The organism is Mycobacterium sp. IDUB_28 (genome assembly GCF_055419285.1).
Genome location: NZ_JBVAXK010000006.1, coordinates 164806 through 190292, shown reverse-complemented (window position 1 = coordinate 190292; position 25487 = coordinate 164806). Strand labels below are relative to the sequence as shown.

The following is a 25487-nucleotide window of genomic DNA, read 5'->3' as shown; positions in this document are numbered from 1 at the left end:
GTTCACCTCCGTGGCAACCACCGATGCCGAAGCCGGCAGCCCGACCGAGGAGCCGGTCGAGGCGTCCCAGCCAGCCAAGAAGAAGTCCCGCGCGGGCCGCGACCTGCCCGCTGCGATCGCGGTGGGCGTCAGCATCGGCGCGGTCCTGATTGCGACCCTGCTCTTTGTGCCGCATTTCTGGGTGCTGTACTGCGCTCTGGCCACGCTGGTGGCCAGCCACGAGGTGGTCCGGCGGTTGCGCGAGGCCGGTTACCTGATCCCGGTCATTCCGTTGCTGCTCGGCGGACAGGCGACGGTGTGGCTGACCTGGCCTTATCGTGCTGCCGGCGCGGCGGCCGGATTCGGCGGCATGGTGGTCATCTGCCTGATCTGGCGGCTGTTCATGCAGGCCAAGCCGGAGGCCGACGGGACACCGCCGCCGAGCAACTACCTGCGCGATGTGTCGGCCACCGTTTTCCTGGCCGCCTGGGTGCCGCTGTTCGCCTCGTTCGCCGCGATGCTGGTTTACGACCCGCAGCACGGCCCCGGCTGGGTGTTCTGCATGATGATCGCGGTCATCTCCTCCGACACCGGGGGTTATGCCGTCGGGGCGCTGTTCGGTAAGCATCCGATGGTTCCGGCGATCAGCCCGAAGAAATCCTGGGAAGGCTTCGCCGGCTCGTTGATCTGCGGGATCACCGCCACGATCTTGACCGCGACGCTGTTGGCCGGCGAGCGGTGGTGGGTCGGAGTGCTGCTGGGTCTGCTCTTCGTGCTGACCACCACCCTGGGCGACCTGATCGAGTCGCAGGTGAAGCGTGATCTGGGGATCAAGGACATGGGCCGGTTGCTGCCCGGCCACGGCGGGTTGATGGATCGATTGGACGGGGTGCTGCCCTCAGCGGTGGCCGCGTGGACCGTTTTGACGCTGTTGCCCTGATACTGGACTGGTCATGGTCCAAGAGTTGGTATTCGATGCGCCACGCCGCGGTAAGCCACCGCGGCACCTGGCCGACCTCGATGCGGCCGGTCGCGTGGCGGCAGTCGCGGAGCTGGGATTGCCGGCGTTTCGCGCCAAGCAACTGGCGAGCCAGTACTACGGGCGGCTGATCGCCGATCCACACCAGATGACGGATCTGCCGGCCGCGGTTCGCGACCAGGTCGCCTCGAGCATGTTCCCCGCTCTGCTGACCGCGCACCGCGAAGTTACCTGCGATTCCGGTCAGACGCGAAAGACGTTGTGGCGGTGCGCCGATGGCGCCACCGTGGAGTCGGTGCTGATGCGTTACCCGCAGCGGAACACGGTGTGCATCTCTTCGCAGGCAGGCTGCGGGATGGCCTGCCCGTTCTGCGCCACCGGCCAGGGCGGGCTGACCCGCAATCTGTCCACCGCCGAGATCCTGGAGCAGGTGCGCGCCGCAGCGGTCGCGTCGCGCGACGAATTCGGCGAGCGGTTGTCCAATGTGGTGTTCATGGGTATGGGGGAGCCGCTGGCCAACTACGCCAGAGTTGTTGCCGCCGTGCGCCGCATCACCGAGCCGCCGCCGTGCGGCTTCGGGATCTCGGCCCGGTCGGTGACGGTGTCGACGGTGGGTCTGGCTCCGGCGATCCGCAAGCTGGCCGACGAGCGGCTCGGCGTGACGCTGGCGTTGTCGTTGCACGCTCCCGATGACGAACTGCGCGACACCCTGGTTCCGGTCAACAACAGGTGGAAGGTTTCCGAGGCGCTCGAAGCCGCCCGTCACTACGCGGACGTGACGGGCCGGCGGGTGTCGGTGGAGTACGCGCTGATCCGTGCGGTCAACGATCAGCCGTGGCGGGCGGACTTGTTGGGCAAGCTGCTGCACCGGGCGTTGGGTCCGCTGGCGCACGTCAATCTGATCCCGTTGAACCCGACTCCGGGCAGCGACTGGGACGCCAGTCCCAAGCCGGTGGAGCGGGAATTCGTCAAACGTGTTCGCGCGCAAGGTGTTTCATGTACGGTGCGGGACACCCGCGGCCGCGAGATAAGCGCCGCCTGCGGACAGCTGGCCGCCGAAGGCGGGTAGCTGGAGCGCGGGCGATTCGGCTTGGGCCTGCGGACAGCTGGCCGCCGAAGGCGGGTAGCTGGAGCGCGGGCGATTGGGCTGGGGCCTGCGGACAGCTGGCCGCCGAAGGCGGGTAGCTGGAGCGGGCCCGAGGCGTGATGAACCGTCCGGCGGGGTAACCGGTGTGCTGGGTAAACCGCCGACCGAATGAGGTGTGCCGTGTTCCGATGCCTGATGTTCCCACTCAAGATCTTTGCCGCCACCGCCGTCGCGGTCGTCCTGATGACGGGCCTGGCTACCGCGCCGCGCGCGGTGGCCGCCGACGACCGGCTGAATTTCACCGGCACCACGCTGAGCGGAGCCCCGTTCGATGGGGCCAGCCTGCAGGGCAAACCGGCGGTCTTGTGGTTCTGGACCCCCTTCTGCCCGTTCTGCAACGCCGAAGCGGCCACCCTCAGCCAGGTGGCAGCAGCCAATCCGAAGGTGACTTTCGTCGGCATCGCCGCGCATTCCGACGTCGGGCAGATGCAGGACTTCGTCGCCAAGTACGGCCTGAACTTCACCAACCTCAACGACGCCGACGGTGCGATCTGGGCCCGCTACAACGTGCCCTGGCAGCCTGCCTGGGTGTTCTACCGTTCCGACGGTTCGTCCACGTTCGTGAACAACACCAGCTCGGCCATGTCCCAGCAGGACTTGTCCGCCCGGGTCGCCGCGCTGTCCTGACCGGGTGAGTCAGCCCCTGCTCGGACTGGCATTCGCCGCCGGCCTGGTGGCTGCGCTCAACCCGTGCGGTTTTGCGTTGCTGCCCGCGTACCTGCTGCTGGTGGTGCGCGGCGAACGATCCCGGCGTCCGATCGTGGCGCTCGGCCGCGCAGTGGGCGCCACGCTGGGAATGGTGCTGGGGTTTGTGGCGGTGTTCGGCGCCTTCGGGCTGCTGACCATCTCGGCCGGTGCGACGGTGCAGCGCTACCTGCCGTATGCGACGGTGCTGATCGGGCTGGTGATGATCGGCCTCGGCGGTTGGCTGTTGGCCGGGCGGGAGCTGCCGGCACCGAACCCGTTCGGTCCGCGCTGGGCGCCGACCGCGCGGTTGGGTTCGATGTTCGGCTATGGCGTCAGCTACGCGATCGCCTCGTTGTCGTGCACCGTCGGACCTTTTCTGGCGGTCACCGGCGCCGGGCTGCGCAGCGGTTCGGTGCTCGACGGCATCGCGGTCTACGCCGCCTACGTGGCCGGGCTGTCGTTGGTGGTGGGGGTCCTGGCGGTGGCGGCGGCCACGGCGAGCGCCACGCTGGTCGAGCGCGTGCGCCGGGTTTTACCGTGTGTCAGCCGGGCCGGCGGGGTGGTGCTGATCCTGACCGGCCTGTACGTCGGCTACTACGGCCTCTATGAGGTTCGGCTTTTCACCGCGAACGGCAGTCCCGACGATGCGGTGATCGCCGCTGCCGGACGACTGCAGGGCGCCGTCGCGGGCTGGGTGCATCAGCATGGCGGCTGGCCGTGGTTGCTGGGCTTGGCGCTGGTGGTGATTGCGGCGCTGGGCGCCGGGCGGCGCCGACGCAACCGCGCCGCACCGCACCGGCAGGGTGGTCCTGCCGGGCCCGGCTGAGGCCGGGTTACCGCAACCAGCCGCGGCGTCGTCCCCAGATGTCGCGAACCAGAATGAACAGCACGACCACGGCGAACCCGACACAGAAGATGTCCTCGACGTGTCCCACGTGGTTGCCGCGCAGGAACGCCAGCAGCAGCACGATGCTGGCGATACCGACGCCGTACCAGGTGCGGTAGTTGATCCTGCTCCAGCCCCACCGCGCGGACGGCACCTCAGCTTCGTCGACGCCGGCGTACGGCTCCACCTCAGTACTTGCCACGGCGATCCCTCCGGTTGGACTGGATTCAGACCCTGACATTCTGGCACAGCCGTCCGCCGGCGAGCAGCGAAGCACCTGTTACGACGGCGGCATCAGCACCGTGTCGATCATGTACACCTGAGCGTTGGCCGTCGAGACGCCGCCGCAGACCAGGCCGGCATTGTTGACCCGGATGTTGTTGCCTTGGCCGGTCACCATCAGGCTGGCGCCCTGCAGAGTCGGGTGGGTGCCGGCGACCCTGGCTGGACTGGCCTGACCGTTGACCACGTGGTAGGTCAGGATGCTGGTCAGCATCGGTGCGTCGGTCTTGAGCTGCTCGACGGTGGCCGCCGGCAACTTGGCGAAGGCGGCGTCGGTGGGCGCGAACACCGTGTACTGGCCGCTGTTGAGGGTGTCGACGAGGTTCACCTGCGGGTTGAGCCCGCCGGACAGCGCCGAGGTCAGCATGGTCAGCATCGGGTTGTTCGCGGCTGCCTCGGTCACCGGGACCTGCGACATGCCCTGCACCGAAGCCGGACCGGTGGGGTTCATGGCTGCATAATCCCCACAACCCGGGCCCACCAGATCGGCCGCCGACGCGGTCGGGGACACAGCTACCGCGCAGGCCACCAGGGCGGCCGCGAAACCGGTTGCTGCGATTGAATTCTGCGTCTTCATCGTCGCTCGTTCCTTTGCTTGTCGCTATGTGCTGAGACCCCCCGACCCCAGTGATTCGGAGTGGACCGACACCTGGATGGGTTCAGCCGTAAGTGAACGAGAAAAACTGCAAGCCCTTACTGGCGCGCACCTCGACGGTTGCGGTGGCAAGCGCCTCGCCGGCCACCATCCGATGGCTGGTCGGGGGTCCGTTGATGGCTAGCGTCGTGGTCTTGCCGTCCCGCGTCACGCTCAGGGTGCCGGTGCCGCCGACCACCACGTACACGTCCTTGGCGTGGTAGTTGAGTTTGACCGTCGAGTCGTCGCCGCCGGCGGTGGCGCCCTGATAGTCCAGTGACCAGCGGCCGCGCAGTGCGAACTTGTCGGACGCCAGGTTCGGCGGGTAGCTGAACGTCGCCGCGCCTTCGTCGTATGCGCCGCCGCCACCGAAGTTGGCGGCTTTGCCGACACCGAAGTACGTCTCCGGGGTCAGCACAGTGGTGGGTGTCAGATCCGGTGCGTCGACAGGCTCAGGAAGCCGGACACCGGGCTGGGCGTCGGCAAGCAACTGCCTGATCAGCAACTCGGTCTGCTTGTAGTCACCTTCGCCGAACTTGGTGTGCCGCACCACGCCGTCGGCGTCGATGAGGTATTCGGCCGGCCAGTACAGGTTGTGGTAGTTGGTCCACGTGGAGTAGTTGTCGTCCAATGCGACCGGGTAGGTGATGTCCAGATCGGCCGCACCCTGGGCGACGTTGGCGGGCACCTTCTCGAAGGCGTACTCGGGCGTGTGCACGCCGATCACCGCCAACCCACTGTCCCGGTAAGCCCGATACCAGCCGACCACATGCGGGATGGCGCGCTGGCAGTTGATGCACGAGTAGGCCCAGAAGTCGACCAGTACGACCTTGCCGCGCAACGAATCCAGGGCGACCGGTGCGCCGCCGGGGGTGTTCAGCCATCTGGTGATCCCTTTGAAATCCGGTGCCGCACCGCAGTTCTGGAGCTGGGTCGACGCATTGCTGCAATCGGCCAGCTGCCCGCTGGCGACGCCCCGCAACCTTTCCTGGACCTGCCGTGATCCGGCGACCTGCTGCTGCAACGACGAGGTGTAGTCGGGAATCGCTCGCTGCAACACCGCGGGCAGGTCGAACACCAGGGCGACCGCGAGCAGAATAGTGACGATTCCCGCGCCGATCCGGATCTCGCGTTGCCGCCGTCGAAAGGCGCTGACGCGCTGGGTGATCCGCTGTCCAGCCAGTGCGAAGAACAACAATGGCACCGCAGCACCTATAGCGAACGCCGCGGTGAGCACCACGGTGCCCACGCCGACCTTCGCGGTGGCCCCGGCTACGACGATGGCGGCCAGCACCGGGCCCGCACACGGGACGTAGAGCACGCCCAGTGCCAGGCCGAGACCGAATCCATCGGCGGCACTGCCGATGTGACGTTGCGGTAGGCGGGCGAACGGCCGTTCCAGCAGTTGTTCGAAGCGCGGGAACACCAGGCCCACACCGATCGCCAGCAATGCGATCAGTGCCGCCCACCGAAGTGCGTTCTGGGGCAGTCGCAGCGCTGACAGCAGCGCCGAGCCCAGCAGGGTGACCACGCTGAAGCTGAGCACCAGACCGCCGATCACCCGATAGGGCCGGGTCCGCTGCGCGCGGGACTGTTCTGGCTTGACCGCCACCGCGCTGTCGGATTGAGCGGTCGGCGTGCGCTGGGCTCCGGAGAAGAAGATGACCGGTAGGACCGGCAGGATGCACGGCGAGATCCCGGTGATCAGGCCACCGACGAAGCCGACTAGGGCGAGGGTCAACATGTCAGTCATTCGGTACGGTGCCCGCCGCGGACTGATTTTGGACGGTGCCTCGCGGCTCGATGATCGTCTGACGGTGCCTGGCGGCACAATGGACGGGTGACTATCGGCGATGACGGGCCGGCCGAACGCCGGTTGCGGGTGCTGGTGCTGGGCAGCACCGGCTCGATCGGTACCCAGGCGCTCGAGGTCATCGCCGCCAACCCGGACCGCTTCGAGGTGGTCGGGCTGGCCGCCGGTGGTCACAATATGGACACGCTGCTGCGGCAGCGTTCCGAGACCGGGGTGACCAACATCGCGGTGGCCGACGCGGCCGCCGCGGAGCGGGCCGGCGACATTCCCTACCGCGGCCCCGATGCCGCCACCCGGCTGGTCCAGGACACCGACGCCGACGTCGTGCTCAACGCCCTGGTCGGCGCCCTCGGGTTGGGGCCGACGCTGGCCGCACTGGAATCCGGTGCCCGCCTCGCCCTGGCCAACAAGGAATCTCTGATCGCCGGCGGACCTCTCGTGCTGGCAGCGGCGCGCCCGGGCCAGCTCGTGCCGGTGGACTCCGAACACTCCGCGCTGGCCCAGTGCCTGCGCGGGGGCACCGCCGACGAGGTCGCCAAGCTGGTGCTGACGGCCTCGGGCGGGCCGTTCCGGGGCTGGTCGGCCGACGACCTGCACGGCGTGAGCCCCGAGCAAGCCGGCGCGCATCCGACCTGGTCGATGGGGCCGATGAACACGCTGAACTCGGCCACGCTGGTCAACAAGGGGCTCGAGCTCATCGAAACCCACCTGCTTTTCGGCATCCCCTACGACCGCATCGATGTCGTCGTGCACCCGCAGTCGATCGTGCACTCGATGGTCACCTTCATCGACGGCTCGACGATCGCCCAGGCCAGTCCGCCGGACATGAAGCTGCCGATCTCGCTGGCGCTGGGCTGGCCGCACCGGGTCAGCGGTGCCGCCGCCGCGTGTGATTTCAGCACGGCGTCGACCTGGGAATTCGAGCCGCTGGACAGCGACGTCTTTCCGGCCGTGGAACTGGCCCGCGCGGCCGGCGAAACAGGCGGCTGCATGACCGCCATCTACAACGCGGCCAACGAAGAGGCGGCTGCGGCCTTCCTCGACGGCCGGATCGGATTCCCCGCGATCGTGCACACCGTCGCTGATGTGTTGCACGCCGCCGACCGGTGGGCCCCGCAATTCGGCCAGGTACCCGCTACCGTGGATGAGGTACTCGAGGCGCAGCGCTGGGCCCGCGAGCGGGCACAGCGCGCGATCGCGAAAACAAGCTCGGCGTCGGTCGGAGTCGCTGGCGTGAGAAAGGTCGTATCAGGCTGATGATGTTCGTCGTCGGCATTGTGCTGTTCGCACTTGCCATCCTCATCTCGGTCGCCCTGCACGAGTGCGGACACATGTGGGCCGCGCGCGCCACCGGCATGAAGGTGCGCCGCTACTTCGTCGGCTTCGGTCCCACGCTGTGGTCCACCCGGCGCGGCGAGACCCAGTACGGCTTCAAGGCCATTCCGGCGGGCGGCTTCTGCGATATCGCCGGGATGACGCCGGTCGAGGAACTCGCGCCTGACGAGGAGGACCGCGCGATGTACAAGCAGGCCACCTGGAAGCGGGTGGCGGTGCTGTTCGCCGGGCCGGGCATGAACTTCGTCATCTGCCTGGTGCTGATGTACGCGATCGCGCTGATCTGGGGACTGCCCAACCTGCACCCGTCCACCAAAGCCGTCGTCGGCGAAGTCAGCTGCGTGGCACCGGAAACCAGCAAAGGCAAGCTGGACAAGTGCAACGGTCCGGGCCCCGCGGCCCAGGCCGGGATCCGGGTCGGTGACGTGGTGGTCAAGGTGGGGGACACCCCGGTGTCCTCGTTCGAGGAAATGGCCACCGCGGTGCGCAAGCTGCACGGCACCGTCCCGGTCGTCGTCGAGCGGGACGGCAGGACCATCACCACGAACGTGACCGTCGAATCCACCCAGCGCTACGTCCCCAACGCGCAGGGCAAGCAACTCGAACCCGCCACGGTCGGCGCCATCGGGGTGGGCGCCACCCGTAACGAACCCACCCATTACAACGTGCTCACCGCGGTGCCGGGAACGTTCGTCTTCGCCGGGCAGTTGACCGTCGAGGTCGGCAAATCGCTGGCCGCCATCCCGACCAAGGTCGGTGCCCTGGTCAATGCCATCGGCGGCGGAGAGCGGGACCCGCAGACCCCGATGAGCGTCGTCGGCGCCAGCATCATCGGCGGCGACACCGTCGACCACGGCCTGTGGGTGGCGTTCTGGTTCTTCCTGGCCCAGCTGAACCTCATCCTGGGCGCGATCAATCTGTTGCCGTTGTTGCCGTTCGACGGCGGCCACATCGCGGTCGCGGTGTACGAGAAGATCCGCAACACGATCCGGTCGGCGCGCGGCAAGGTGGCCGCCGCCCCGGTGAACTATCTGAAATTGATGCCGGCGACCTACGTCGTGCTGATTTTCGTGGTCGGGTACATGCTGTTGACCGTCACCGCCGACCTGGTCAACCCGATCCGCCTGTTCCAGTAAATAGAGAGAAGGCAGAACAGTGACCGTTGGCCTGGGCCTGCCGCAGCCCCCGGCGCCCACGCTGGCTCCCCGCCGTAAAACGCGTCAGCTGATGGTGCGCGACGTCGGGGTGGGCAGCGACCATCCGATAGCGGTGCAGTCGATGTGCACCACCAAAACCCATGACGTCAACACCACGTTGCAGCAGATCGCCGAGTTGACCGCGGCCGGCTGCGACATCGTCCGGGTGGCATGCCCGCGCCAAGAGGACGCCGACGCACTGGCCGAGATCGCCAAGCACAGCCAGATCCCGGTCATCGCCGACATCCACTTCCAACCGAAGTACATCTTCGCCGCCATCGACGCCGGGTGCGCGGCCGTCCGCGTCAATCCCGGCAACATCAAAGAGTTCGACGGCCGGGTCGGCGAGGTGGCCAAAGCCGCCGGCGCCGCCGGCATCCCGATCCGTATCGGCGTCAACGCGGGTTCGCTGGACAAGCGCTTCATGCAGAAGTACGGCAAGGCCACCCCGGAGGCGCTGGTCGAGTCGGCGCTGTGGGAGGCCTCGCTGTTCGAGGAGCACGGTTTCGGCAACATCAAGATCAGCGTCAAGCACAACGACCCGGTGATCATGGTCGCGGCCTACCAGCAGCTGGCCGAGCAGTGCGACTATCCGCTGCATCTGGGTGTCACCGAAGCCGGACCGGCGTTCCAGGGCACCATCAAGTCCGCCGTCGCCTTCGGTGCGCTGCTGTCCAGGGGCATCGGCGACACCATCCGGGTCTCGCTCTCCGCGCCCCCGGTCGAGGAAGTGAAAGTCGGCACCCAGATCCTGGAGTCGCTCAATCTGCGCCCGCGCGGTCTGGAGATCGTGTCCTGCCCGTCCTGCGGTCGCGCTCAGGTCGACGTCTACACCTTGGCCAACGAGGTGACCGCCGGACTGGACGGACTCGACGTGCCGCTGCGCGTCGCGGTGATGGGGTGCGTGGTCAACGGCCCCGGCGAGGCCCGCGAGGCGGACCTGGGCGTGGCTTCCGGCAACGGCAAAGGCCAGATCTTCGTCAAGGGCGAAGTGATCAAGACGGTGCCCGAATCGCAGATCGTCGAGACGCTGATCGAAGAGGCCATGCGGCTGGCCGAGCAGATGGGCTCGGAGGCCGACGCGACCGAGAATCCCGGGACGGCAGCGAGCGGTTCGCCTATTGTGACCGTAAGCTGATAGAGGCCTGACTCACCGGCCCTCGACACGCACGACAGAGAGTTTTGAGATGTCGGCTCCGCCCATCTTGCGCCTGGTTGGCGAGAGACGGGTGTCGGTGGTGCGTGATGCCGCCGCCGTATGGCGCGTCCTCGGCGAGAACCCGGTCGAATCGTGCATGGTGGCCGCGCGCGTCGCCGATTACGGCGTGGAGCCCAATTCGATCGGCGGGGAACTGTGGACGCGCGGCGGTGTGGACGAGTCGCTGTGCTTCGCCGGCGCCAACCTGATTCCGTTGCGGGGCAACCTGATCGATCTGAATGCGTTCGCCGACGAGGCCAAGAGCACGGCGCGGCGGTGTTCGTCGCTGGTCGGGCGGGCCGATCTGGTGCTGCCGATGTGGCAGCGTCTGGAACCGGCCTGGGGTCCGGCGCGTGACGTGCGCGCCGACCAGCCGCTGATGGCGCTGAACTCCCATCCCCAGTGCACGCTGGACACCGAAGTGCGCCAGGTGCGCCCGGAGGAACTCGATGCCTATCTGGTGGCCGCCGTGGACATGTTCATCGGCGAAGTCGGCGTCGATCCGCGGCTCGGCGACGGCGGCCGTGGCTATCGCCGCCGGGTGGCCAGCCTGATCGCGGCCGGACGGGCGTGGGCGCGCTTCGAAAACGGCCAGGTCGTGTTCAAGGCCGAAGTCGGATCACAGTCGCCATCGGTCGGACAGATCCAGGGTGTGTGGGTCCATCCCGAGCTGCGCGGCCGCGGAATGGGCACGGCCGGGACCGCGACGCTGGCCGCCGTGATCGTCGGCAGCGGGCGGATCGCCAGCCTGTACGTGAACGACTTCAACACGGTGGCGCGGGCCGCTTACGCCCGGATCGGGTTCAAAGAAGTCGGCACCTTCGCCACCATCTTGCTGGACTGACCGCGCCGGGCCCGACCGGGTCCAAGCCATAACGGTTCGGTCTCGGTGTGTCGGCCGCCGTCGCGCGGTCACAGCTTTAACATCAGCATCGATGGTCACAAAAACAACATTGGCAACAGCGGTGGTCGGTCTGCTGATCGTGCTGACGATCCTGCCCGGGTGCACCCCGAAACCCGAGGGCCCCGGACCGGCCGCCGAGAAGTTCCTGGCCGCGCTGTCGGTCGGCGACACCGCAACCGCCGCGCAACTCAGCGACGCGCCCAACGAGGCCCGCGAAGCACTCAACGCCGCATGGGCCGGCCTGCAGGCCACCCATCTCGACGCCCAGGTGCTGAGCTCGAAGTACGCCGAGGACACCGGCATGGTGGTGTATCGCTTCACCTGGCATCTACCAAAGAACCGGACCTGGAGCTATGACGGCCAGCTGAAAATGGCCCGCGACGAGGGACGGTGGCAGGTGCGCTGGACCCCGACCGGGCTGCACCCCAAGCTGGGCGAACACCAGACGTTCGCACTGCGTGCCGACCAGCCCCGGCGCGCTTCGGTCAACGAATTCGGCGGCACCGATGTGCTGGCCCCGGGTTATCTGTACAACTATTCGCTGGACGCCACCCAGGCCGGGCCGGAACTGAGCGCGACATCGCATGCGGTGATCGACGCGTTGCGTCCCTTCAACGACCAGCTCAACGACCCGCAGTTGCTTGCCGAGACCGCCAGCTCGGCGAACCGGCCCGTCGACCTGGTCACCCTGCTGCCCGACGACAGCAACCGGGTCTTTCCGGCGATCGGCCAGCTTCCCGGCGTCGTCATCACACCACGACCCGAACTGTTGGCCACCGATCCCCACTTCGCGCCGGCAGTGATGAGCGAAGTGCGCAAGGCCGTGATCGACCAGCTCGACGGCCAGGCCGGTTGGCGCATCGTCAGCACCAACCAGAACGGTGTGGACGTCGCGGTGTTGCACGAAGTCGAGGGTTCGCCGGCGCCGTCGGTGTCGATCACCCTGGACCGAGCCGTGCAGAACGCCGCGCAGCACGCGGTGGACACCCGCGGCGGCAAGGCGATGCTGGTGGTGATCAAGCCGTCGACCGGGGAGATCCTGGCCATCGCACAGAACGCCGGGGCCAGCGCCGAGGGCCTGCCGGCCACCACCGGCCTGTATCCACCGGGTTCGACCTTCAAGATGGTCACCGCCGGCGCGGCCGTCGACCGCGACATGGCGACCCCCAACACCATGCTGGGTTGCCCCGGCCACCTGGACATCGGCCATCGCACCATCCCGAACTACGGCGGCTTCGACCTCGGCGTGGTGCCGCTGTCGCGTGCCTTCGCCAGTTCCTGCAACACCACCTTCGCCGAACTGAGCAGCAAACTCCCACCGCGCGGGCTGACCCAGGCGGCCACCCGCTACGGGATCGGACTGGACTACCAGGTCGAGGGCATCACCACGGTGACCGGCTCAGTACCGCCGACAGTGGATCTGACCGAGCGCACCGAGGACGGCTTCGGGCAGGGTCGGGTGCTGGCCAGCCCGTTCGGCATGGCCCTGGTGGCGGCCACCGTCGCCGCCGGCAAAACCCCGGTGCCGCAGCTGATCGCCGGCCGGCCGACCACGGTCAACGGCGACAACACCCCGATCAGCCCGAAGATGGTGGAGGCACTGCGGCCGATGATGCGGCTCGTCGTGACCAACGGGACCGCCAAGGAGATCGCCGGGTGCGGGGAGGTCTACGGCAAGACCGGTGAGGCCGAATTCGCGGGCGGCTCGCATTCCTGGTTCGCCGGATACCGCGGCGACCTGGCTTTCGCGGCGCTGATCGTCGGGGGCGGCAGCTCGGAATACGCGGTCCGGATGACCAAAGTGATGTTCGACTCGCTGCCGCCGGGCTACCTGGCCTGATAGCCATCGAACCCGCCGGCGGCGGTAAGTTGCGAGGGTGTGCGCGAAAGACCGGAGTAGGCCGTGACGGACGGGGACATGGCGTTGCGGGTCTCCGACGCCGACCGCAACGGCACCATGCGCCGCCTGCACAATGCCCTGGCGCTCGGGCTGATCGACATCGACGAGTTCGAGCAACGGTCCACCCAGGTGGCCTATGCGCGGACCCGCAACGAGCTCGACAGCCTGGTCGGTGACCTGCCCGGACCAGGTGCGATCGTCAGCTCCGCCACCGACCGGGTGGAACTGCGCGGCTGGGCCGGTTCGCTCAAGCGGCACGGGGAGTGGACGGTGCCGACCCGGCTCACGCTGGTGCGCAGGTTCGGCAACATCGACCTCGATCTCACCAAGGCGCGCTTCGCGGGGCCCGTGGTCGTCATTGAGATCGACATGAAATTCGGCAACCTCGATCTGCGTCTGCCGGAGGGCGCCAGCGCCTCCATCGACAATGTCGAGGCCTACGTGGGCAGCGCGAGCGATCGTCGCAAAGACCCGCCGGCGGAAGGCAATCCGCACGTCGTGCTGACCGGTCAGCTGGTGTTCGGCTCGGTGATCATTCGCGGTCCGCGCCGGGCGCTGCTGCGCCGCCCGCACCTGTTCGACGGCCGCTCGTAGCGGCAGCGCCGGGTGCGCCTCGCTAAGCTGTCTGCCATGCCCGCTCGTACCGCGCTTTCCCCCGGCGTGCTGTCCCCGACGCTGCCGGTACCCACGTGGATCGCGCGCCCGGAATACGTCGGCAAATCCACGGCCAAGGAAGGCACCGAGCCGTGGGTGCAGGAGCCCGAGGTCATCGAGAAGATGCGCGTCGCCGGCCAGATCGCGGCCCGGGCGCTGCAGGAAGCCGGCAAGGCCGTCGCCCCGGGCGTCACCACCGACCAACTCGACCGCATCGCCCACGAATACATGGTCGACAACGGGGCGTACCCGTCGACGCTGGGCTACAAGCACTTCCCGAAATCGTGCTGCACCTCGCTCAACGAGGTGATCTGCCACGGCATTCCCGACTCGACGGTGATCGAGGACGGCGACATCGTCAACATCGACGTCACCGCCTACATCAACGGCGTACACGGCGACACCAACGCGACGTTTTTGGCCGGCGACGTCTCTGAGGAGCACCGCCTGCTGGTCGAGCGCACCCACGAGGCGACGATGCGGGCGATCAAGGCCGTCAAGCCCGGCCGGGCACTGTCGGTGATCGGACGCGTCATCGAAGCCTACGCAAATCGGTTCGGCTACAACGTGGTTCGTGACTTCACCGGGCACGGGATCGGCACCACATTCCACAACGGGTTGGTCGTGCTGCACTACGACCAGCCCGCCGTCGACACGGTAATTCAGCCGGGGATGACGTTCACCATCGAGCCGATGATCAACCTGGGTGGGCTGGACTACGAGATCTGGGACGACGGTTGGACAGTGGTCACCCGTGATCGCAAGTGGACCGCGCAGTTCGAGCACACGCTGCTGGTCACCGAAACCGGGGCCGAAATCCTCACGCTGCCCTGAGTTGCCGTCCAGTGTCGGGGCCGGCCCACACAGCGATGCCGTCCGCTGCCCGGGGCGGCGATTTCCGGTAATTTGCGGTGGTGCCCCCGACGATGATGACCACGCACGACGGCTTCCCGGTCCCGGTGGGCGTGTCCGGCCCGGAGAAGGGCACTGTCGTGGTGGTGCTGGCCGCCGAGCAACGCGCCCCCGCCGCCTACGACCCCCTCTGCGAGCGACTGCACAACGCCTCGCTGCGCACCGTCGTGATCGGCGCCGACCCGCGCCTGACCCCGAAGTCGGTGATCGGCATCCTCGATTCGCTCGGGATCGGCTGGGCGGTGGTGGTCGGCGATCGCAGCGGCGCGGAGTTGGCGTGGGTGCTGGCCGCCACCAAGTTGGGTCGCTTCGCCGGACTGGTCGCGATCGACCGGCCACATCCGCGGATCAACGGCGGCGAGGGGCCCGACGACACGTGCCCGCCGGTGGAAATCGCCACCACCGTGTTGGTGAGCGTGCCGACCGTGCGCGACGCCGCCCGGGACAGCCAGCGCTTCGTCTTCGGTGACTACCGGGTGGTGGAGATGCTCGGGCGGCGCAGCGCGCACGAGACGACCGCGCAGCTGGCCACCGAGATCATCCTGCGTACCAGCGGTTGGTGAGGTTTCCAGGTGGTTGACTGACGAGCATGACTGGGTTCTCCGAGGCTGACCTGGAACGGCTGGTCGCTGCCGGTGACATCGACACCGTCATCGTGGCGTTCACCGACATGCAGGGCCGGCTGGTCGGCAAGCGGGTGGCGGGCCGGTTCTTCGTCGACGAGGTGGCCGGGCACGGCGCCGAGTGTTGCAGCTATCTGCTGGCCGTCGACGTCGACATGAACACCGTTGCCGGGTATGCGATGTCGAGCTGGGAGACCGGCTACGGCGACATGACGATGACACCGGACCTGAGCACGCTGCGCCGTGTGCCGTGGCTGCCGGGCACAGCGTTGGTCCTGGCCGACCTGTCCTGGGCCGACGGCAGTCCGGTCGCGGTGTCGCCGCGGGCGGTGCTGCGCCGCCAACTCGATCGGCTGGGCGAGCGTGGGCTGGTCGCCGACGTCGCCACCGAGCTGGAATTCATCGTCTTCGACCAGTCCTACCGGCAGGCCTGGGCCGGCGGTTACCGTGACCTGACCCCGGCCAGCGACTACAACATCGACTACGCGATCGCGGCGTCCACGCGGATGGAGCCGCTGCTGCGCGATATCCGGCTGGGCATGCAGGGCGCGGGGCTGCGGGTGGAGGCCAGCAAAGGCGAATGCAATGCCGGCCAGCAGGAGATCGGCTTCCGCTACGACCAGGCGCTGGTCACCTGTGACAACCACGCGGTGTACAGGAACGGTGCCAAAGAGATCGCCGACCGGCACGGCAAGAGCCTGACGTTCATGGCGAAATACGATGCGCGCGAAGGCAACAGCTGCCATATCCATGTCTCGCTGCGCGACACCGAGGGCTCGGTTTTCTCCGATCCCGATGCGCCACAGGGTATGTCGACCACCTTCCGGAGCTTCATCGCCGGGCTGCTGGCCACCGTGCGGGAGTTCACGCTGTTTTATGCGCCGAACATCAACTCCTACAAGCGTTTTGCCGACGGCAGCTTCGCGCCCACCGCGGTGGCCTGGGGCCTGGACAACCGCACCTGCGCGCTGCGGGTGGTCGGGCACGGACCGAGTATCCGCGTCGAGTGCCGGGTTCCCGGCGGCGACGTCAACCAGTACCTCGCCGTGGCGGCGCTCGTCGCGGGCGGGTTGTACGGTATCGAGCAGGGTCTCGAGCTCGGCGAGCCGTACCTCGGGAATGCTTACGAGGCCCAGGATGTGGAGCGACTGCCCGGCACGCTCACCGAGGCGGCCGCGGCATTCGGGGCCTCGTCACGTGCCCGTGCGGCGTTCGGCGACGAGGTGGTCGCCCACTACCTCAACAACGCGCACGTGGAACAGGCGGCGTTCAACGCGGCGGTCACCGACTGGGAGAGGATTCGTGGCTTTGAACGGCTCTAGGGACAGCGCGCGAGCTCCGGTCGTCGGGCTCACCATGTATCGGGAGCAGGTCCGCACCGGGGTCTGGGACATCCCGGCCGCCTACCTGCCCGCCGACTACTTCGAGGGCGTGGCGCTCGCCGGTGGCGTCCCGGTCCTGCTGCCGCCGCAGCCGGTGGCGCCCGACACCGTCGATGCGCTGCTCGACCGCCTGGGTGCGCTGGTAATCACCGGGGGGTACGACCTGGACCCTGCCTGCTACGGCCAACAGCCGCACCCCACCACCGATGCGCCGCGCACCGACCGGGACGCCTGGGAGTTCGCGTTGCTGCGGGCCGCGCTGGACCGGCGGCTGCCGGTGCTGGGTATCTGCCGGGGCGCGCAGATCCTCAACGTCGCCTTCGGCGGCACCCTGCACCAGCATCTGCCCGAGGTGCTCGGCCACTCCGGGCACCGGGCCGGCGACGGGGTGTTCAGCAGGCTGCCGGTGCGCACGGTGGCGGGCACCCGGGTGGCGGCGTTGCTGGGTGAGTCCACCGACGTGCCGTGCTATCACCACCAGGCCATCGACAAGGTGGGCGACGGACTCGTGGTCGGTGCCTGGGACGCCGACGGGGTGGTCGAGTCCGTGGAGCTGCCCGGTGACACGTTCTGCCTTGCGGTGCAATGGCACCCGGAGAAGTCGCTGGACGACCTGCGGCTGTTCACTGCGTTGGTCGACGCGGCAAGGACGCGCCGGTGACTGCGGTACAGCTGCTCAACCCCGCCACCGCGGCAGTGCTGCGCTCGGTGGAGCACGCCGACGCGGCGGCCGTCGACGACGCGGTGGGCCGCGCCCGGGCGGCCCAGAAACGGTGGGCCAGGCTCGCGCCGGCCGACCGCGCCGCCGGCCTGCGGGCGTTCGCCGCCGCCGTCAACGCCCACCTCGACGAACTGGCCGCGCTGGAAGTGGCCAACTCCGGACACCCGATCACCTCGGCCGAATGGGAGGCCGGCAACGTCCGCGATGTGCTGCAGTATTACGCCGGCAGCCCGGAACGACTGTGCGGCAAGCAGATTCCGGTGGCGGGCGGCATCGACGTCACCTTCCACGAACCGATGGGCGTGGTCGGGGTGATCACCCCGTGGAACTTCCCGATGGTGATCGCGACCTGGGCCATCGCGCCCGCTCTGGCGGCGGGCAATGCGGTACTGGTCAAGCCTGCCGAATGGACGCCGCTGAGCACCATGCGAATCGGTGAGCTGGCCGCCGCGGCCGGATTGGACCCGGACCTGCTGCAGGTGTTGCCCGGCCAGGGTGCGGTGGTGGGGGAGCGGTTCGTCACCCACCCCGACATCCGCAAAGTGGTGTTCACCGGGTCCACCGACGTCGGCAAGAAGGTGATGGCCGGCGCGGCAGCGGCGGTCAAACGGGTGACGCTGGAACTGGGCGGCAAGAGCGCCAACATCGTCTTCGACGACTGCGATCTGGAGCGTGCGGCCGCGACCGCACCGGCCGGGGTGTTCGACAACGCTGGACAGGATTGCTGCGCCCGCAGCCGAATCCTGGTGCAGCGCAACGTCTATGAGCGGTTCATGGAACTGCTGGAGCCGGCCGTCAAAGCCGTGGTGGTCGGCGATCCCGCCCAGCGCGACACCGAGATGGGCCCGCTGGTATCGGCGGCGCACCGCGCCAGGGTGGCCTCCTACGTGCCCGACGGTGCCCCGGTCGCGTTTCAGGGCGTCGCCCCGGCCGGCCCCGGATTCTGGTTCCCACCAACGGTTCTCACCCCGCAACGCGGTGACCGCAGCGTCACCGACGAGATCTTCGGACCGGTGGTCACGGTGCTGGCCTTCGACGACGAGGCGGACGCCGTCGAGCTGGCCAACGACACCGAATACGGTCTGTCCGGGTCGATCTGGACCGACGATCTGTCCCGGGCGCTGCGGGTGTCCCGCGCGGTCGAGTCCGGCAACCTGTCGGTGAATTCGCATTCCTCGGTCCGTTACAGCACCCCGTTCGGCGGATTCAAGCAGTCGGGGCTGGGCCGCGAGCTCGGACCCGATGCGCCGCTGCACTTCACCGAGACCAAGAACGTCTTCATCGCGATCAAGGAGAGTCCGTGATCAACCTGACGCAACGGCTGGCCGGGCGGGTGGCCGTCATCACCGGCGGCGGCAGCGGCATCGGTTTGGCCACCGCCCGCCGCATGCACGCCGAGGGTGCCACCATCGTCATCGCCGACATCGACGGCGAGGCCGGCGGCGCGGCCGCCGAGCAACTGTCCGGTCTGTATGTGCACGTCGACGTTTCCGACGAGGAGTCGGTGAACAAGCTGTTCGACGCCGCCGCCCACACCTGCGGTGGGGTCGACATCGCGTTCAACAACGCCGGTATCTCACCGCCGGAGGACGATCTGATCGAGCACACCGAACTGGCGGCCTGGCAGCACGTGCAGGACGTCAACCTGAAGTCGGTGTACCTGTGCTGCCGGGCGGCGTTGCGGCACATGGTGCCGGCCGGCAGGGGTGCGATCATCAACACGGCATCCTTTGTCGCAGTGCTGGGTTCGGCGACGTCACAGATCTCCTACACCGCCTCCAAGGGGGGCGTGCTGGCCATGTCACGCGAACTCGGTGTGCAGTTCGCCCGGCAGGGCATCCGCGTCAACGCGCTGTGCCCGGGTCCGGTGAATACACCGCTGCTGCAGGAACTTTTCGCCAAAGACCCGGAGCGGGCGGCGCGCCGGCTGGTGCACGTGCCGCTGGGCCGGTTCGCCGATCCGGACGAGATCGCCGCCGCGGTGGCGTTTTTGGCCAGTGACGACGCGTCGTTCATCACCGCGTCGACGTTCCTGGTCGACGGCGGCATCAGCTCGGCCTACGTGACCCCGCTCTGAGTCAGGAGCAGATCAGCCGCGCGCAGACGGCCCGCCCGCCGATCATCCGCATCCGGCGGGCAGAGGCGCGGAAGTCCACGCTGACCGGGCTGGGCGGTTCGATGTCGCTCCAGGCCGGCGGCACCGACAATCGACCTATACGCGCCCCACCGCCCCAGCGTGCCGTCACCGAAGCCGCCGCCCGCCGGGGTCCGCGGCCCAGGAAATTCAGCAGCTGCATCGGGAATTTCACCGGCGCGGCCAACGAACCCAGCCGCACCAGCGAGGAGGACATCGACATCAGCGCGGCATCGAAGGCGGCCGACGGCGACGACGCGAGCGCCTGCAGTGCCTGCGGAAGGCTGGAGATCAGTTGCGATCCGGCCGCGATCACGTCGGGGTCGCTGACCTCGCCCGACCTGGCGAGCACCGGCAGGTCGACGGCCAGCGGCGCCGAGGTGAACGGCGTCACCCGGGAGGCCGCGGCAGCCGCGTCGGCGTAGCTGTACATGGCTTCGACGTCCCGGGCCCACATCTGTTCGTAGTCGGCGTCGACGGTGGCGATCGACTCGCTGTCCTGGCCCAGCGAATTGGTGCTGGCCATCGAGGTGCGCCGGGACCGGTTGGCGGCGACGACGGCAGGAGGCACCACCGCTGCATGCGCTTCTTCGTAAGCACTCGCGGCTGCCGCGGCATGTGCGGCCGTCTGCCGGCCTTTGGCGGCGGCGGCGCCCAGCCAGCCCAGGTAGGGCGCGGCGGCCTGGGTCATCGCGATGGCGGCGTGACCCTGCCACCCGCCGTTGAGCCGGGTGGTCACGCTCCGGAAGTCGGCTGCCGCTTCATCCAGCCCGTCGGCCAACTGGTTCCAGGCTGTCGCGGCCGCCAGCAACGATCCCGCGCCGGGACCGGCATACATTCGCGCCGAGTTGATCTCCGGTGCCAGGCAGCCGTAATCCATCGCTACATCTCCTCAGCCGTGGCCCGCGACCAGCAGATCCACGCTCTCAACCTATCCCGAGCCGGTGGTGTCAGCCACCTGACTCAACATTTGAGTTCGCTCCGAATTTCGATCAGCGGAATTGCCCGTTCCGCGGCGGTCGCCGCGCCGTGAAAGCCGACGAGACGGGCCGACTCCGGCGGTTCGTGGCCGGTCGCCAGGATTGCCGCCTCGCCGGTGCAGGTGACCACGACATCGCCGATCCGGGGCAGGTGGTCGGGGCGGACCGGCCCGAAGACGCCCGATGCGACGGCCTGGGCCCGGGTGCGGACCTGCGCGCGGCCGGCGAGCAGCTCGGTCCAGGTGGCCACCACGTCGTCGGCGGCGCCGGGTTCGGTGTGCAGGTAGCGCACCCGCGGTTCGCCCGCCACCACCCGCACACCCGCCGTGAGCCGCGGGTCGGCGTCCATGTCGATGCGGGCGTCCGTGGGCACGTTGAGACCGCCGTGGTCGGCGGTGACCAGCAGCACGGCGTTCGCCGGCAGCGCCTCGGCCACGCTGCGCAGCAGGGCGTCGACCCCGCTCGCCGCTTCGTGCCAGGCTGGTGAGCCGATGCCGAACACGTGGGCGGCGGTGTCCAGGTCGGCGGTGTAGCCGTAGATCAGGCCGGGCGCCGCGCGTACCTCCGCTGCCAGCGTGGCTGCGTAGTCCGCACCGGAACGCGCCGGGACGAACGTGGCACCGCGATACGCCGCCTCGGTCAGTCCGCTGCCGCGGAACCACTCCGGCAGCACCGCGCGCGTGCCGACCCCGGCGCGGGACAGCCGCTGGAACCACGTCGGCAACGGCTGCCACTGGGCGTGCGGTGGGTCGTCGCGCCAGCGGATGTGATTGAGCACCTGCTCGGTGCCGGGCACGTTGACCGTGAAGCCCAGCACCCCGTGCTGGCCGGGCGGGGCTCCGGTGCCCAGTGACACCAGGCTGGCCGGGGTGGTGGACGGAAAGGTGCAGTCCAGGCGGCGCAGCCGTCCGGTGCCGCCGGCGAGCACCGAGGCCAGCAGCGGCGCGTCCGCGGCCAGGTCGGCCAGCAACTCCCAGCCCATCCCGTCGACCAACACGATGCAGACGCGGTCGGTGCCGCCGACCGAATCCGCCAGCCCGAGTACGTCGACCCCGTCCGGCACCCCGAACAGTGCCGCCACGCTGGGCAGCACATCGCAGATCGAGCCGGGCACGCGGTCAGTGTGGCACGGCTGCGAGCGGGCCAGGCTGATTCACGCCAGGCCCAGCAGCGCGTTCTCGACCACTTCGGGCAACGCCGGGTGGATCCAGTACTGACCGCGGGCCATCTGGGCAGCGGTGAGACCGAAGCTCATGCCCTGGATCAACGGCTGGATCAGTGCCGAGGCCTGGTAGCCCATGAAGTGCGCGCCCAGCAACTTGCCGGTGCCGCGTTCGGCGATCAGCTTGACGATGCTGGTGGTGTCTTCCATCGCCCAGCCGTAGGCGACGTCGCCGTACTCCTGAATCTTGACGGAAATGTCGTATCCCTCTGCCAGTGCCTGGTTTTCGGTCAGTCCGACGCTGGCCAACTGCGGGTCGGTGAATACGGCGGACGGAACGAATCGGTGGTCGGTGACGGCCATCGACTCGGTGTCGTCCCAGTCGGTGAGCAGATTGTGCGCCACCACCCGGGCCTCGTGGTTGGCGACGTGTTTGAGCTGATGGGGCGATGAGACGTCACCGAGGGCGTGAACCCCACGCGCAGAGGTTCTTTGGAAACAGTCCACCACGATTCTGCCCAGTTCGACATCGACACCCACCTGTTCGGCGTCCAGCAGATCGGCGTTGGAGATCCGGCCGGTGGCCACCAGCAGTGTGTCGGCCTCGATGCTGGACCCGTCGTCGAGTTTGACGGTGATGCCCGAGTCCCGGTTCTCGGCGTCGACGACGTTGCGCCGCGCCCGCAGCTCCCATTTGGCGGACGCGATCCGGGTGAACTGTTCGCGGATCGCGTCGTCACAGTGCTTGAGCATGGTGCCGCCGCGCATCACGATGGTGACCCGGCTACCCAGGCTGGCGAAAATGTGCGCGAATTCCGCTGCCACGTAACCACTTCCGACGATCACCAGGTGCTGCGGCAGAGTGGGGATGCGCATCACGGTGTCGCTGGTGTGGTAGGTCACACCGCTGTTCTGGATCGCCGGCGGGACCACTGGTCGCGAACCCGCCGCGATCACCACCTGCTCGGCGGTGAACTCGTCGCCGGCCTCGGTGCGCAGCAGGTAGCGGCCGTCGTCCTGGGCCGGCCCGAAACGGGTGTGGTGGCCGTACACCTCGACGTTGGGCAGCGAACGCCGATAGTCTTCGCCGCTGTTCGCGATCGGATCGATGCGGCCGAACACACGGGAGACGATGTCATCCCAGCGCACCCCGTCCAGGTGCGCGTCGATGCCGAACTTCGCCGCCCCGCGTACCGCCTCGGCGACCTCGGCGGCGTAGACGAACATCTTGGTCGGAATGCAACCCACGTTCAGACAGGTGCCGCCGAAGGTGCCCTGCTCACAGATCGCCACCCGCTTGTCGGCGTAACGCTCGTCGAGAATGGAGTTGCCCGAACCGGTTCCGATGATTGCGAGATCGTAGGTTTCCATTCAGCGGTCAGCCTTTCCGTGTGCAGAGATAATCGTCCAGCCACCGGTCGAGATGGCGGTAGGCCAACCGGCGTGGTTGCTCCAGCGACAAGAAGACGTCGTGTTTGGCGTCGGGAACCGGAACGATGCTGCTGCGGTTGCCGATACAGCCGGCCCAGCGGGCGATCTGGCGGACGTCGAGCACCGCGTCACCGCACTGCAGCGCCTGCGGGCCGGCGTCTTCGGGCACGGTGTGATCCGAGCGCAGGATCAGGTTGGGCACCCCGACGTCGAGTCCCCGGTGCAGGCGGGCCTGGCCGCTGCGCACGGCATGCAGCCAGCCGAAGGTGATGGGGAAGCCGCCCAAGGGCTTCCACCGCAGGTCGTAGTCGAACTCGCCGTGGTAGTCGCGGTGCAGGCTGGAGCCGTAGCCGCCGGCACCGCCGGCCCGCGCGATCGCCTTGCCCCGCACCCGCGACAGCGCCGCAATGGTCGCCGACGTGACGCCGAGTCGGAGGTAGGCCGGCCCGTGCAGATCGAGGAAGGGGCTGTTGAGCACCAGGCCCCCGATGCCGGCGGACCCGGTCGCGTTCCGGCGCCGCAGGCGGTCCAGCCACAGGGACACGATGAGCCCGCCCGCGGAATGCCCGTACATCACCACGGTGGGATTGCCGGACTCAGCGCGGATCAGGGTCACCGCGCGGCGAAGCTCGGTGTCGTAGCGGGCCAGGCTGGTGGTGAAGTGCGGGGTCTGCCCGGGCTGCCGCGACCGGCCGCACTTGCGCAGGTCCAGCGCGTAGAACCCGAAGCCGCGCTCGGCGAAATGGTCGGCCAGGGCGGTCTGGAAGAAGTAGTCGGTGTAGCCGTGGACGGCCAGCACCGCGTGCTCGGTAGCCGCCGGCGGCCCGCGTCGGACCAGGGTCGCGACGATGTCACCCTCGCCGTCGGGATCGGCCCCCAGCGGGATCGAGTGCTGCCAGTAGCCGGGTAACACATCGGGCACCCAGCCAGTCACGATGGCCAGCTTAAAGAAGGTGTCCCGGTGGTGCTCACAAAGGTGCCGGGCCGTCGGGCGCTTGGGTCGTTGGGCCCGGACCCATCGGGATAACCTGGGACCGGCATACCCAGGGAAGGATCATCAGCCGGTGTCACAGCGAACCAGAACCGACGTCGTGCTGGTGGGCGCCGGGATCATGAGCGCGACGCTGGGGGCGCTGCTGCGCCGGCTGGAGCCGGACTGGTCGATCACGGTGATCGAGCGACTCGACGGCGTCGGCGCCGAAAGCAGCAGTCCGTGGAACAACGCCGGCACCGGCCACGCCGGGTTGTGTGAGATGAACTACACCCCGCAGCGGCCCGACGGCACGATCGACATCAGCAAAGCGGTGCTGGTCAACGAGCAGTTTCAGGTCACCCGCCAGTTCTGGGCGTACGCCGTGGAAAACGGCATGCTGACCGACGTCCGCGACTTCCTTAACGCCGTCCCGCACGTGAGTTACGTCCGCGGCGCCGACGGTGTCGAGTATCTGCGGCGCCGCCGTGACGCGCTGGCGTCCAACCCACTGTTCGCCGCCACCGAATTGATTCTCGACCCGGACGAATTCGCGCGCCGGCTGCCGTTGATGTCCGCCCGACGCGACTTCACCGAGCCCGTGGCGCTCAACTGGTCCGCCGACGGCACCGACGTGGACTTCGGCGAGTTGTCCCGCCAGCTCGTCGGTTACTGCGTGCGCGGCGGCGCCACGGCGTGGTTCGGTCATCAGGTGCTCAACCTGTCCCGCCGGTCCGACGGCGGCTGGACCATCACGGTCGCGAACCGCCGCACCGGCAAAAGGCGCCAGCTCACCGCCAAGTTCGTGTTCGTCGGCGCCGGTGGCGACGCGCTGCCGTTGTTGCAGAAATCGGGCATCAGGCAGATCCGGGGCCTCGCCGGGTTCCCGATCGGCGGCCGCTTCCTGCGCTGTACCAACCCGGCGCTGACCGCCGGGCACCGCGCCAAGGTGTACGGCGTGCCGTCGCCGGGCGCCCCGCCGCTCGGCGCGCTGCACCTGGATCTGCGTTTCGTGCACGGCAAGCCGTGGCTGGTGTTCGGGCCGTACGCCGCTTGGTCGCCGAAGTTCCTGAAACACGGGCACTTCAGTGACCTGGCCCGGTCGATCCGGCTGGGGAATCTGGTGCCGATGCTCGGTGTCGGCGCCACGCAGACGACCATGCTCGCCTATCTGCTCGGCCAGTTGCGGCTGTCCGAACCCGAGCGGGTCCGCGTGTTACGCCAATTCGTACCCGCCGCAACGGATTCCGACTGGGAAATGACGGTGGCGGGACAGCGGGTCCAGGTGATCCGGCGGGGCCGTCGCGGGCGCGGGGTGCTGGAGTTCGGCACCTCGCTGGTCGGTGACGCCGACGGCAGCATCATCGGCCTGCTCGGCGGCTCGCCGGGTGCCTCGACCGCGGTGCCGATCATGCTGGAAGTTCTGCAAACCTGTTTCGCCGGCCGGTATCAGTCGTGGTTGCCCCAGCTCAAAGAGATGGTGCCGTCGCTGGGGGCCACGTTGTCCGACGAACCGGTGTTGTACGAGGAGTTGCGGTCCTGGACCTCCCGGGCTCTGCAGTTGGACGCCGCGTGAGC

24 protein-coding genes are annotated in these 25487 nt (G+C 68.4%); 17 read left to right on the top strand and 7 right to left on the bottom strand.

Annotated elements, in window-relative coordinates; all coding sequences use genetic code 11:
* Nucleotides 1–10 precede the first annotated feature (10 nt).
* The 4 genes from ACZYZ9_RS14785 to ACZYZ9_RS14770 all read left to right on the top strand — a co-directional run bounded on the left by ACZYZ9_RS14785 (nt 11) and on the right by ACZYZ9_RS14770 (nt 3618).
* Entirely contained in the window at nt 11–919 is a 909-nt protein-coding gene (locus tag ACZYZ9_RS14785) for a phosphatidate cytidylyltransferase (RefSeq protein ID WP_463827000.1), read from the top strand.
* A gap of 13 nt (nt 920–932) precedes the next feature.
* Nucleotides 933–2027, top strand: a complete 1095-nt coding sequence (gene rlmN, locus ACZYZ9_RS14780) for a dual-specificity RNA methyltransferase RlmN (protein ID WP_463826999.1) — start codon at nt 933–935, stop codon at nt 2025–2027.
* Between the two features lie 213 nt (nt 2028–2240).
* The gene (locus ACZYZ9_RS14775) at nt 2241–2732 is read left to right on the top strand and encodes a protein disulfide oxidoreductase (protein ID WP_463827178.1); all 492 of its coding nucleotides are present in this window, start codon (nt 2241–2243) and stop codon (nt 2730–2732) included.
* 4 nt (nt 2733–2736) lie between these two features.
* Complete coding sequence (locus tag ACZYZ9_RS14770) at nt 2737–3618, top strand: cytochrome c biogenesis CcdA family protein (protein WP_463826998.1); 882 nt, start codon at nt 2737–2739, stop codon at nt 3616–3618.
* Between the two features lie 7 nt (nt 3619–3625).
* Here ACZYZ9_RS14770 and ACZYZ9_RS14765 read toward each other — a convergent pair whose 3' ends face one another.
* The 3 genes from ACZYZ9_RS14765 to ACZYZ9_RS14755 form a co-directional block, all read right to left on the bottom strand.
* Nucleotides 3626–3880, bottom strand: a complete 255-nt coding sequence (locus ACZYZ9_RS14765) for a DUF2631 domain-containing protein (RefSeq protein ID WP_463826997.1) — start codon at nt 3878–3880, stop codon at nt 3626–3628.
* Between the two features lie 78 nt (nt 3881–3958).
* Nucleotides 3959–4537: a fasciclin domain-containing protein gene (locus tag ACZYZ9_RS14760; RefSeq protein WP_463826996.1), complete on the bottom strand. Its 579-nt coding sequence runs from the start codon at nt 4535–4537 to the stop codon at nt 3959–3961.
* 82 nt (nt 4538–4619) lie between these two features.
* Nucleotides 4620–6338 carry a cytochrome c biogenesis protein DipZ gene (locus ACZYZ9_RS14755; protein ID WP_463827177.1) on the bottom strand — a complete coding sequence of 573 codons (1719 nt, stop codon included), beginning with the start codon at nt 6336–6338 and terminating at the stop codon, nt 4620–4622.
* 96 nt (nt 6339–6434) lie between these two features.
* Here ACZYZ9_RS14755 and dxr point away from each other — a divergent pair, with 96 nt between their 5' ends.
* The 12 genes from dxr (at nt 6435) to ACZYZ9_RS14695 (ending at nt 19309) form a co-directional block, all read left to right on the top strand.
* Nucleotides 6435–7664 carry a 1-deoxy-D-xylulose-5-phosphate reductoisomerase gene (dxr, locus tag ACZYZ9_RS14750; RefSeq protein ID WP_463826995.1) on the top strand — a complete coding sequence of 410 codons (1230 nt, stop codon included), beginning with the start codon at nt 6435–6437 and terminating at the stop codon, nt 7662–7664.
* Nucleotides 7664–8878 carry a M50 family metallopeptidase gene (locus tag ACZYZ9_RS14745; protein WP_463826994.1) on the top strand — a complete coding sequence of 405 codons (1215 nt, stop codon included), beginning with the start codon at nt 7664–7666 and terminating at the stop codon, nt 8876–8878. Before dxr ends, ACZYZ9_RS14745 begins: the two co-directional genes overlap by 1 nt.
* 19 nt (nt 8879–8897) lie before the next feature.
* The gene (gene ispG, locus ACZYZ9_RS14740) at nt 8898–10076 is read left to right on the top strand and encodes a flavodoxin-dependent (E)-4-hydroxy-3-methylbut-2-enyl-diphosphate synthase (RefSeq protein ID WP_463826993.1); all 1179 of its coding nucleotides are present in this window, start codon (nt 8898–8900) and stop codon (nt 10074–10076) included.
* Nucleotides 10077–10125: 49 nt separating this feature from the next.
* Nucleotides 10126–10980 carry a GNAT family N-acetyltransferase gene (locus ACZYZ9_RS14735; RefSeq protein ID WP_463826992.1) on the top strand — a complete coding sequence of 285 codons (855 nt, stop codon included), beginning with the start codon at nt 10126–10128 and terminating at the stop codon, nt 10978–10980.
* Nucleotides 10981–11071: 91 nt separating this feature from the next.
* Nucleotides 11072–12880 carry a penicillin-binding transpeptidase domain-containing protein gene (locus ACZYZ9_RS14730; RefSeq protein ID WP_463826991.1) on the top strand — a complete coding sequence of 603 codons (1809 nt, stop codon included), beginning with the start codon at nt 11072–11074 and terminating at the stop codon, nt 12878–12880.
* A 78-nt stretch (nt 12881–12958) separates the two neighbouring features.
* Nucleotides 12959–13534 carry a DUF1707 SHOCT-like domain-containing protein gene (locus ACZYZ9_RS14725; RefSeq protein ID WP_463827176.1) on the top strand — a complete coding sequence of 192 codons (576 nt, stop codon included), beginning with the start codon at nt 12959–12961 and terminating at the stop codon, nt 13532–13534.
* A 36-nt stretch (nt 13535–13570) separates the two neighbouring features.
* On the top strand, nt 13571–14428 hold the full coding sequence (gene map / locus ACZYZ9_RS14720) for a type I methionyl aminopeptidase (protein ID WP_463826990.1): 858 nt from the start codon (nt 13571–13573) through the stop codon (nt 14426–14428).
* 92 nt (nt 14429–14520) lie between these two features.
* Nucleotides 14521–15069 (top strand): alpha/beta hydrolase, encoded by a 549-nt coding sequence (locus ACZYZ9_RS14715; RefSeq protein WP_463827175.1) that lies wholly within the window; start codon nt 14521–14523, stop codon nt 15067–15069.
* Between the two features lie 26 nt (nt 15070–15095).
* Nucleotides 15096–16451: a glutamine synthetase family protein gene (locus ACZYZ9_RS14710; RefSeq protein ID WP_463826989.1), complete on the top strand. Its 1356-nt coding sequence runs from the start codon at nt 15096–15098 to the stop codon at nt 16449–16451.
* Nucleotides 16432–17172, top strand: coding sequence for a gamma-glutamyl-gamma-aminobutyrate hydrolase family protein (locus ACZYZ9_RS14705; protein ID WP_463826988.1), 741 nt, complete (start codon nt 16432–16434; stop codon nt 17170–17172). Before ACZYZ9_RS14710 ends, ACZYZ9_RS14705 begins: the two co-directional genes overlap by 20 nt.
* On the top strand, nt 17169–18536 hold the full coding sequence (locus ACZYZ9_RS14700) for an aldehyde dehydrogenase family protein (protein WP_463826987.1): 1368 nt from the start codon (nt 17169–17171) through the stop codon (nt 18534–18536). The genes ACZYZ9_RS14705 and ACZYZ9_RS14700 overlap by 4 nt, the downstream gene beginning before the upstream one ends.
* A complete protein-coding gene (locus tag ACZYZ9_RS14695) occupies nt 18533–19309 on the top strand; it encodes a 3-oxoacyl-ACP reductase (RefSeq protein WP_463826986.1) in 777 nt (258 codons plus the stop codon). The genes ACZYZ9_RS14700 and ACZYZ9_RS14695 overlap by 4 nt, the downstream gene beginning before the upstream one ends.
* Before the next feature lies 1 nt (nt 19310).
* Here the strand turns inward: ACZYZ9_RS14695 and ACZYZ9_RS14690 are convergent, their stop codons facing one another.
* The 4 genes from ACZYZ9_RS14690 to ACZYZ9_RS14675 all read right to left on the bottom strand — a co-directional run bounded on the left by ACZYZ9_RS14690 (nt 19311) and on the right by ACZYZ9_RS14675 (nt 23873).
* Complete coding sequence (locus tag ACZYZ9_RS14690; RefSeq protein ID WP_463826985.1) at nt 19311–20246, bottom strand: PPE family protein; 936 nt, start codon at nt 20244–20246, stop codon at nt 19311–19313.
* 83 nt (nt 20247–20329) lie between these two features.
* Complete coding sequence (locus ACZYZ9_RS14685) at nt 20330–21460, bottom strand: alkaline phosphatase family protein (RefSeq protein WP_463826984.1); 1131 nt, start codon at nt 21458–21460, stop codon at nt 20330–20332.
* A 39-nt stretch (nt 21461–21499) separates the two neighbouring features.
* Entirely contained in the window at nt 21500–22879 is a 1380-nt protein-coding gene (gene mtr / locus ACZYZ9_RS14680; protein WP_463826983.1) for a mycothione reductase, read from the bottom strand.
* Between the two features lie 7 nt (nt 22880–22886).
* Nucleotides 22887–23873, bottom strand: a complete 987-nt coding sequence (locus tag ACZYZ9_RS14675) for an alpha/beta hydrolase (protein WP_463826982.1) — start codon at nt 23871–23873, stop codon at nt 22887–22889.
* A gap of 130 nt (nt 23874–24003) precedes the next feature.
* Here ACZYZ9_RS14675 and mqo point away from each other — a divergent pair, with 130 nt between their 5' ends.
* A complete protein-coding gene (mqo, locus tag ACZYZ9_RS14670; protein ID WP_463826981.1) occupies nt 24004–25485 on the top strand; it encodes a malate dehydrogenase (quinone) in 1482 nt (493 codons plus the stop codon).
* The last annotated feature ends 2 nt before the right edge of the window (nt 25486–25487 follow it).

Bases quoted from the DNA above. Each gene is read 5' to 3' on its own strand.
- rlmN (WP_463826999.1), top strand. From the start codon at position 933: ATGGTCCAAGAGTTGGTATTCGATGCGCCACGCCGCGGTAAGCCACCG.
- ACZYZ9_RS14775 (WP_463827178.1), top strand. From the start codon at position 2,241: ATGTTCCCACTCAAGATCTTTGCCGCCACCGCCGTCGCGGTCGTCCTG.
- ACZYZ9_RS14760 (WP_463826996.1), bottom strand. From the start codon at position 4,537: ATGAAGACGCAGAATTCAATCGCAGCAACCGGTTTCGCGGCCGCCCTG.
- ACZYZ9_RS14755 (WP_463827177.1), bottom strand. From the start codon at position 6,338: ATGTTGACCCTCGCCCTAGTCGGCTTCGTCGGTGGCCTGATCACCGGG.
- ACZYZ9_RS14745 (WP_463826994.1), top strand. From the start codon at position 7,664: ATGATGTTCGTCGTCGGCATTGTGCTGTTCGCACTTGCCATCCTCATC.
- ACZYZ9_RS14735 (WP_463826992.1), top strand. From the start codon at position 10,126: ATGTCGGCTCCGCCCATCTTGCGCCTGGTTGGCGAGAGACGGGTGTCG.
- ACZYZ9_RS14730 (WP_463826991.1), top strand. From the start codon at position 11,072: ATGGTCACAAAAACAACATTGGCAACAGCGGTGGTCGGTCTGCTGATC.
- ACZYZ9_RS14725 (WP_463827176.1), top strand. From the start codon at position 12,959: ATGGCGTTGCGGGTCTCCGACGCCGACCGCAACGGCACCATGCGCCGC.
- map (WP_463826990.1), top strand. From the start codon at position 13,571: ATGCCCGCTCGTACCGCGCTTTCCCCCGGCGTGCTGTCCCCGACGCTG.
- ACZYZ9_RS14715 (WP_463827175.1), top strand. From the start codon at position 14,521: ATGATGACCACGCACGACGGCTTCCCGGTCCCGGTGGGCGTGTCCGGC.
- ACZYZ9_RS14710 (WP_463826989.1), top strand. From the start codon at position 15,096: ATGACTGGGTTCTCCGAGGCTGACCTGGAACGGCTGGTCGCTGCCGGT.
- ACZYZ9_RS14690 (WP_463826985.1), bottom strand. From the start codon at position 20,246: ATGGATTACGGCTGCCTGGCACCGGAGATCAACTCGGCGCGAATGTAT.
- mtr (WP_463826983.1), bottom strand. From the start codon at position 22,879: ATGGAAACCTACGATCTCGCAATCATCGGAACCGGTTCGGGCAACTCC.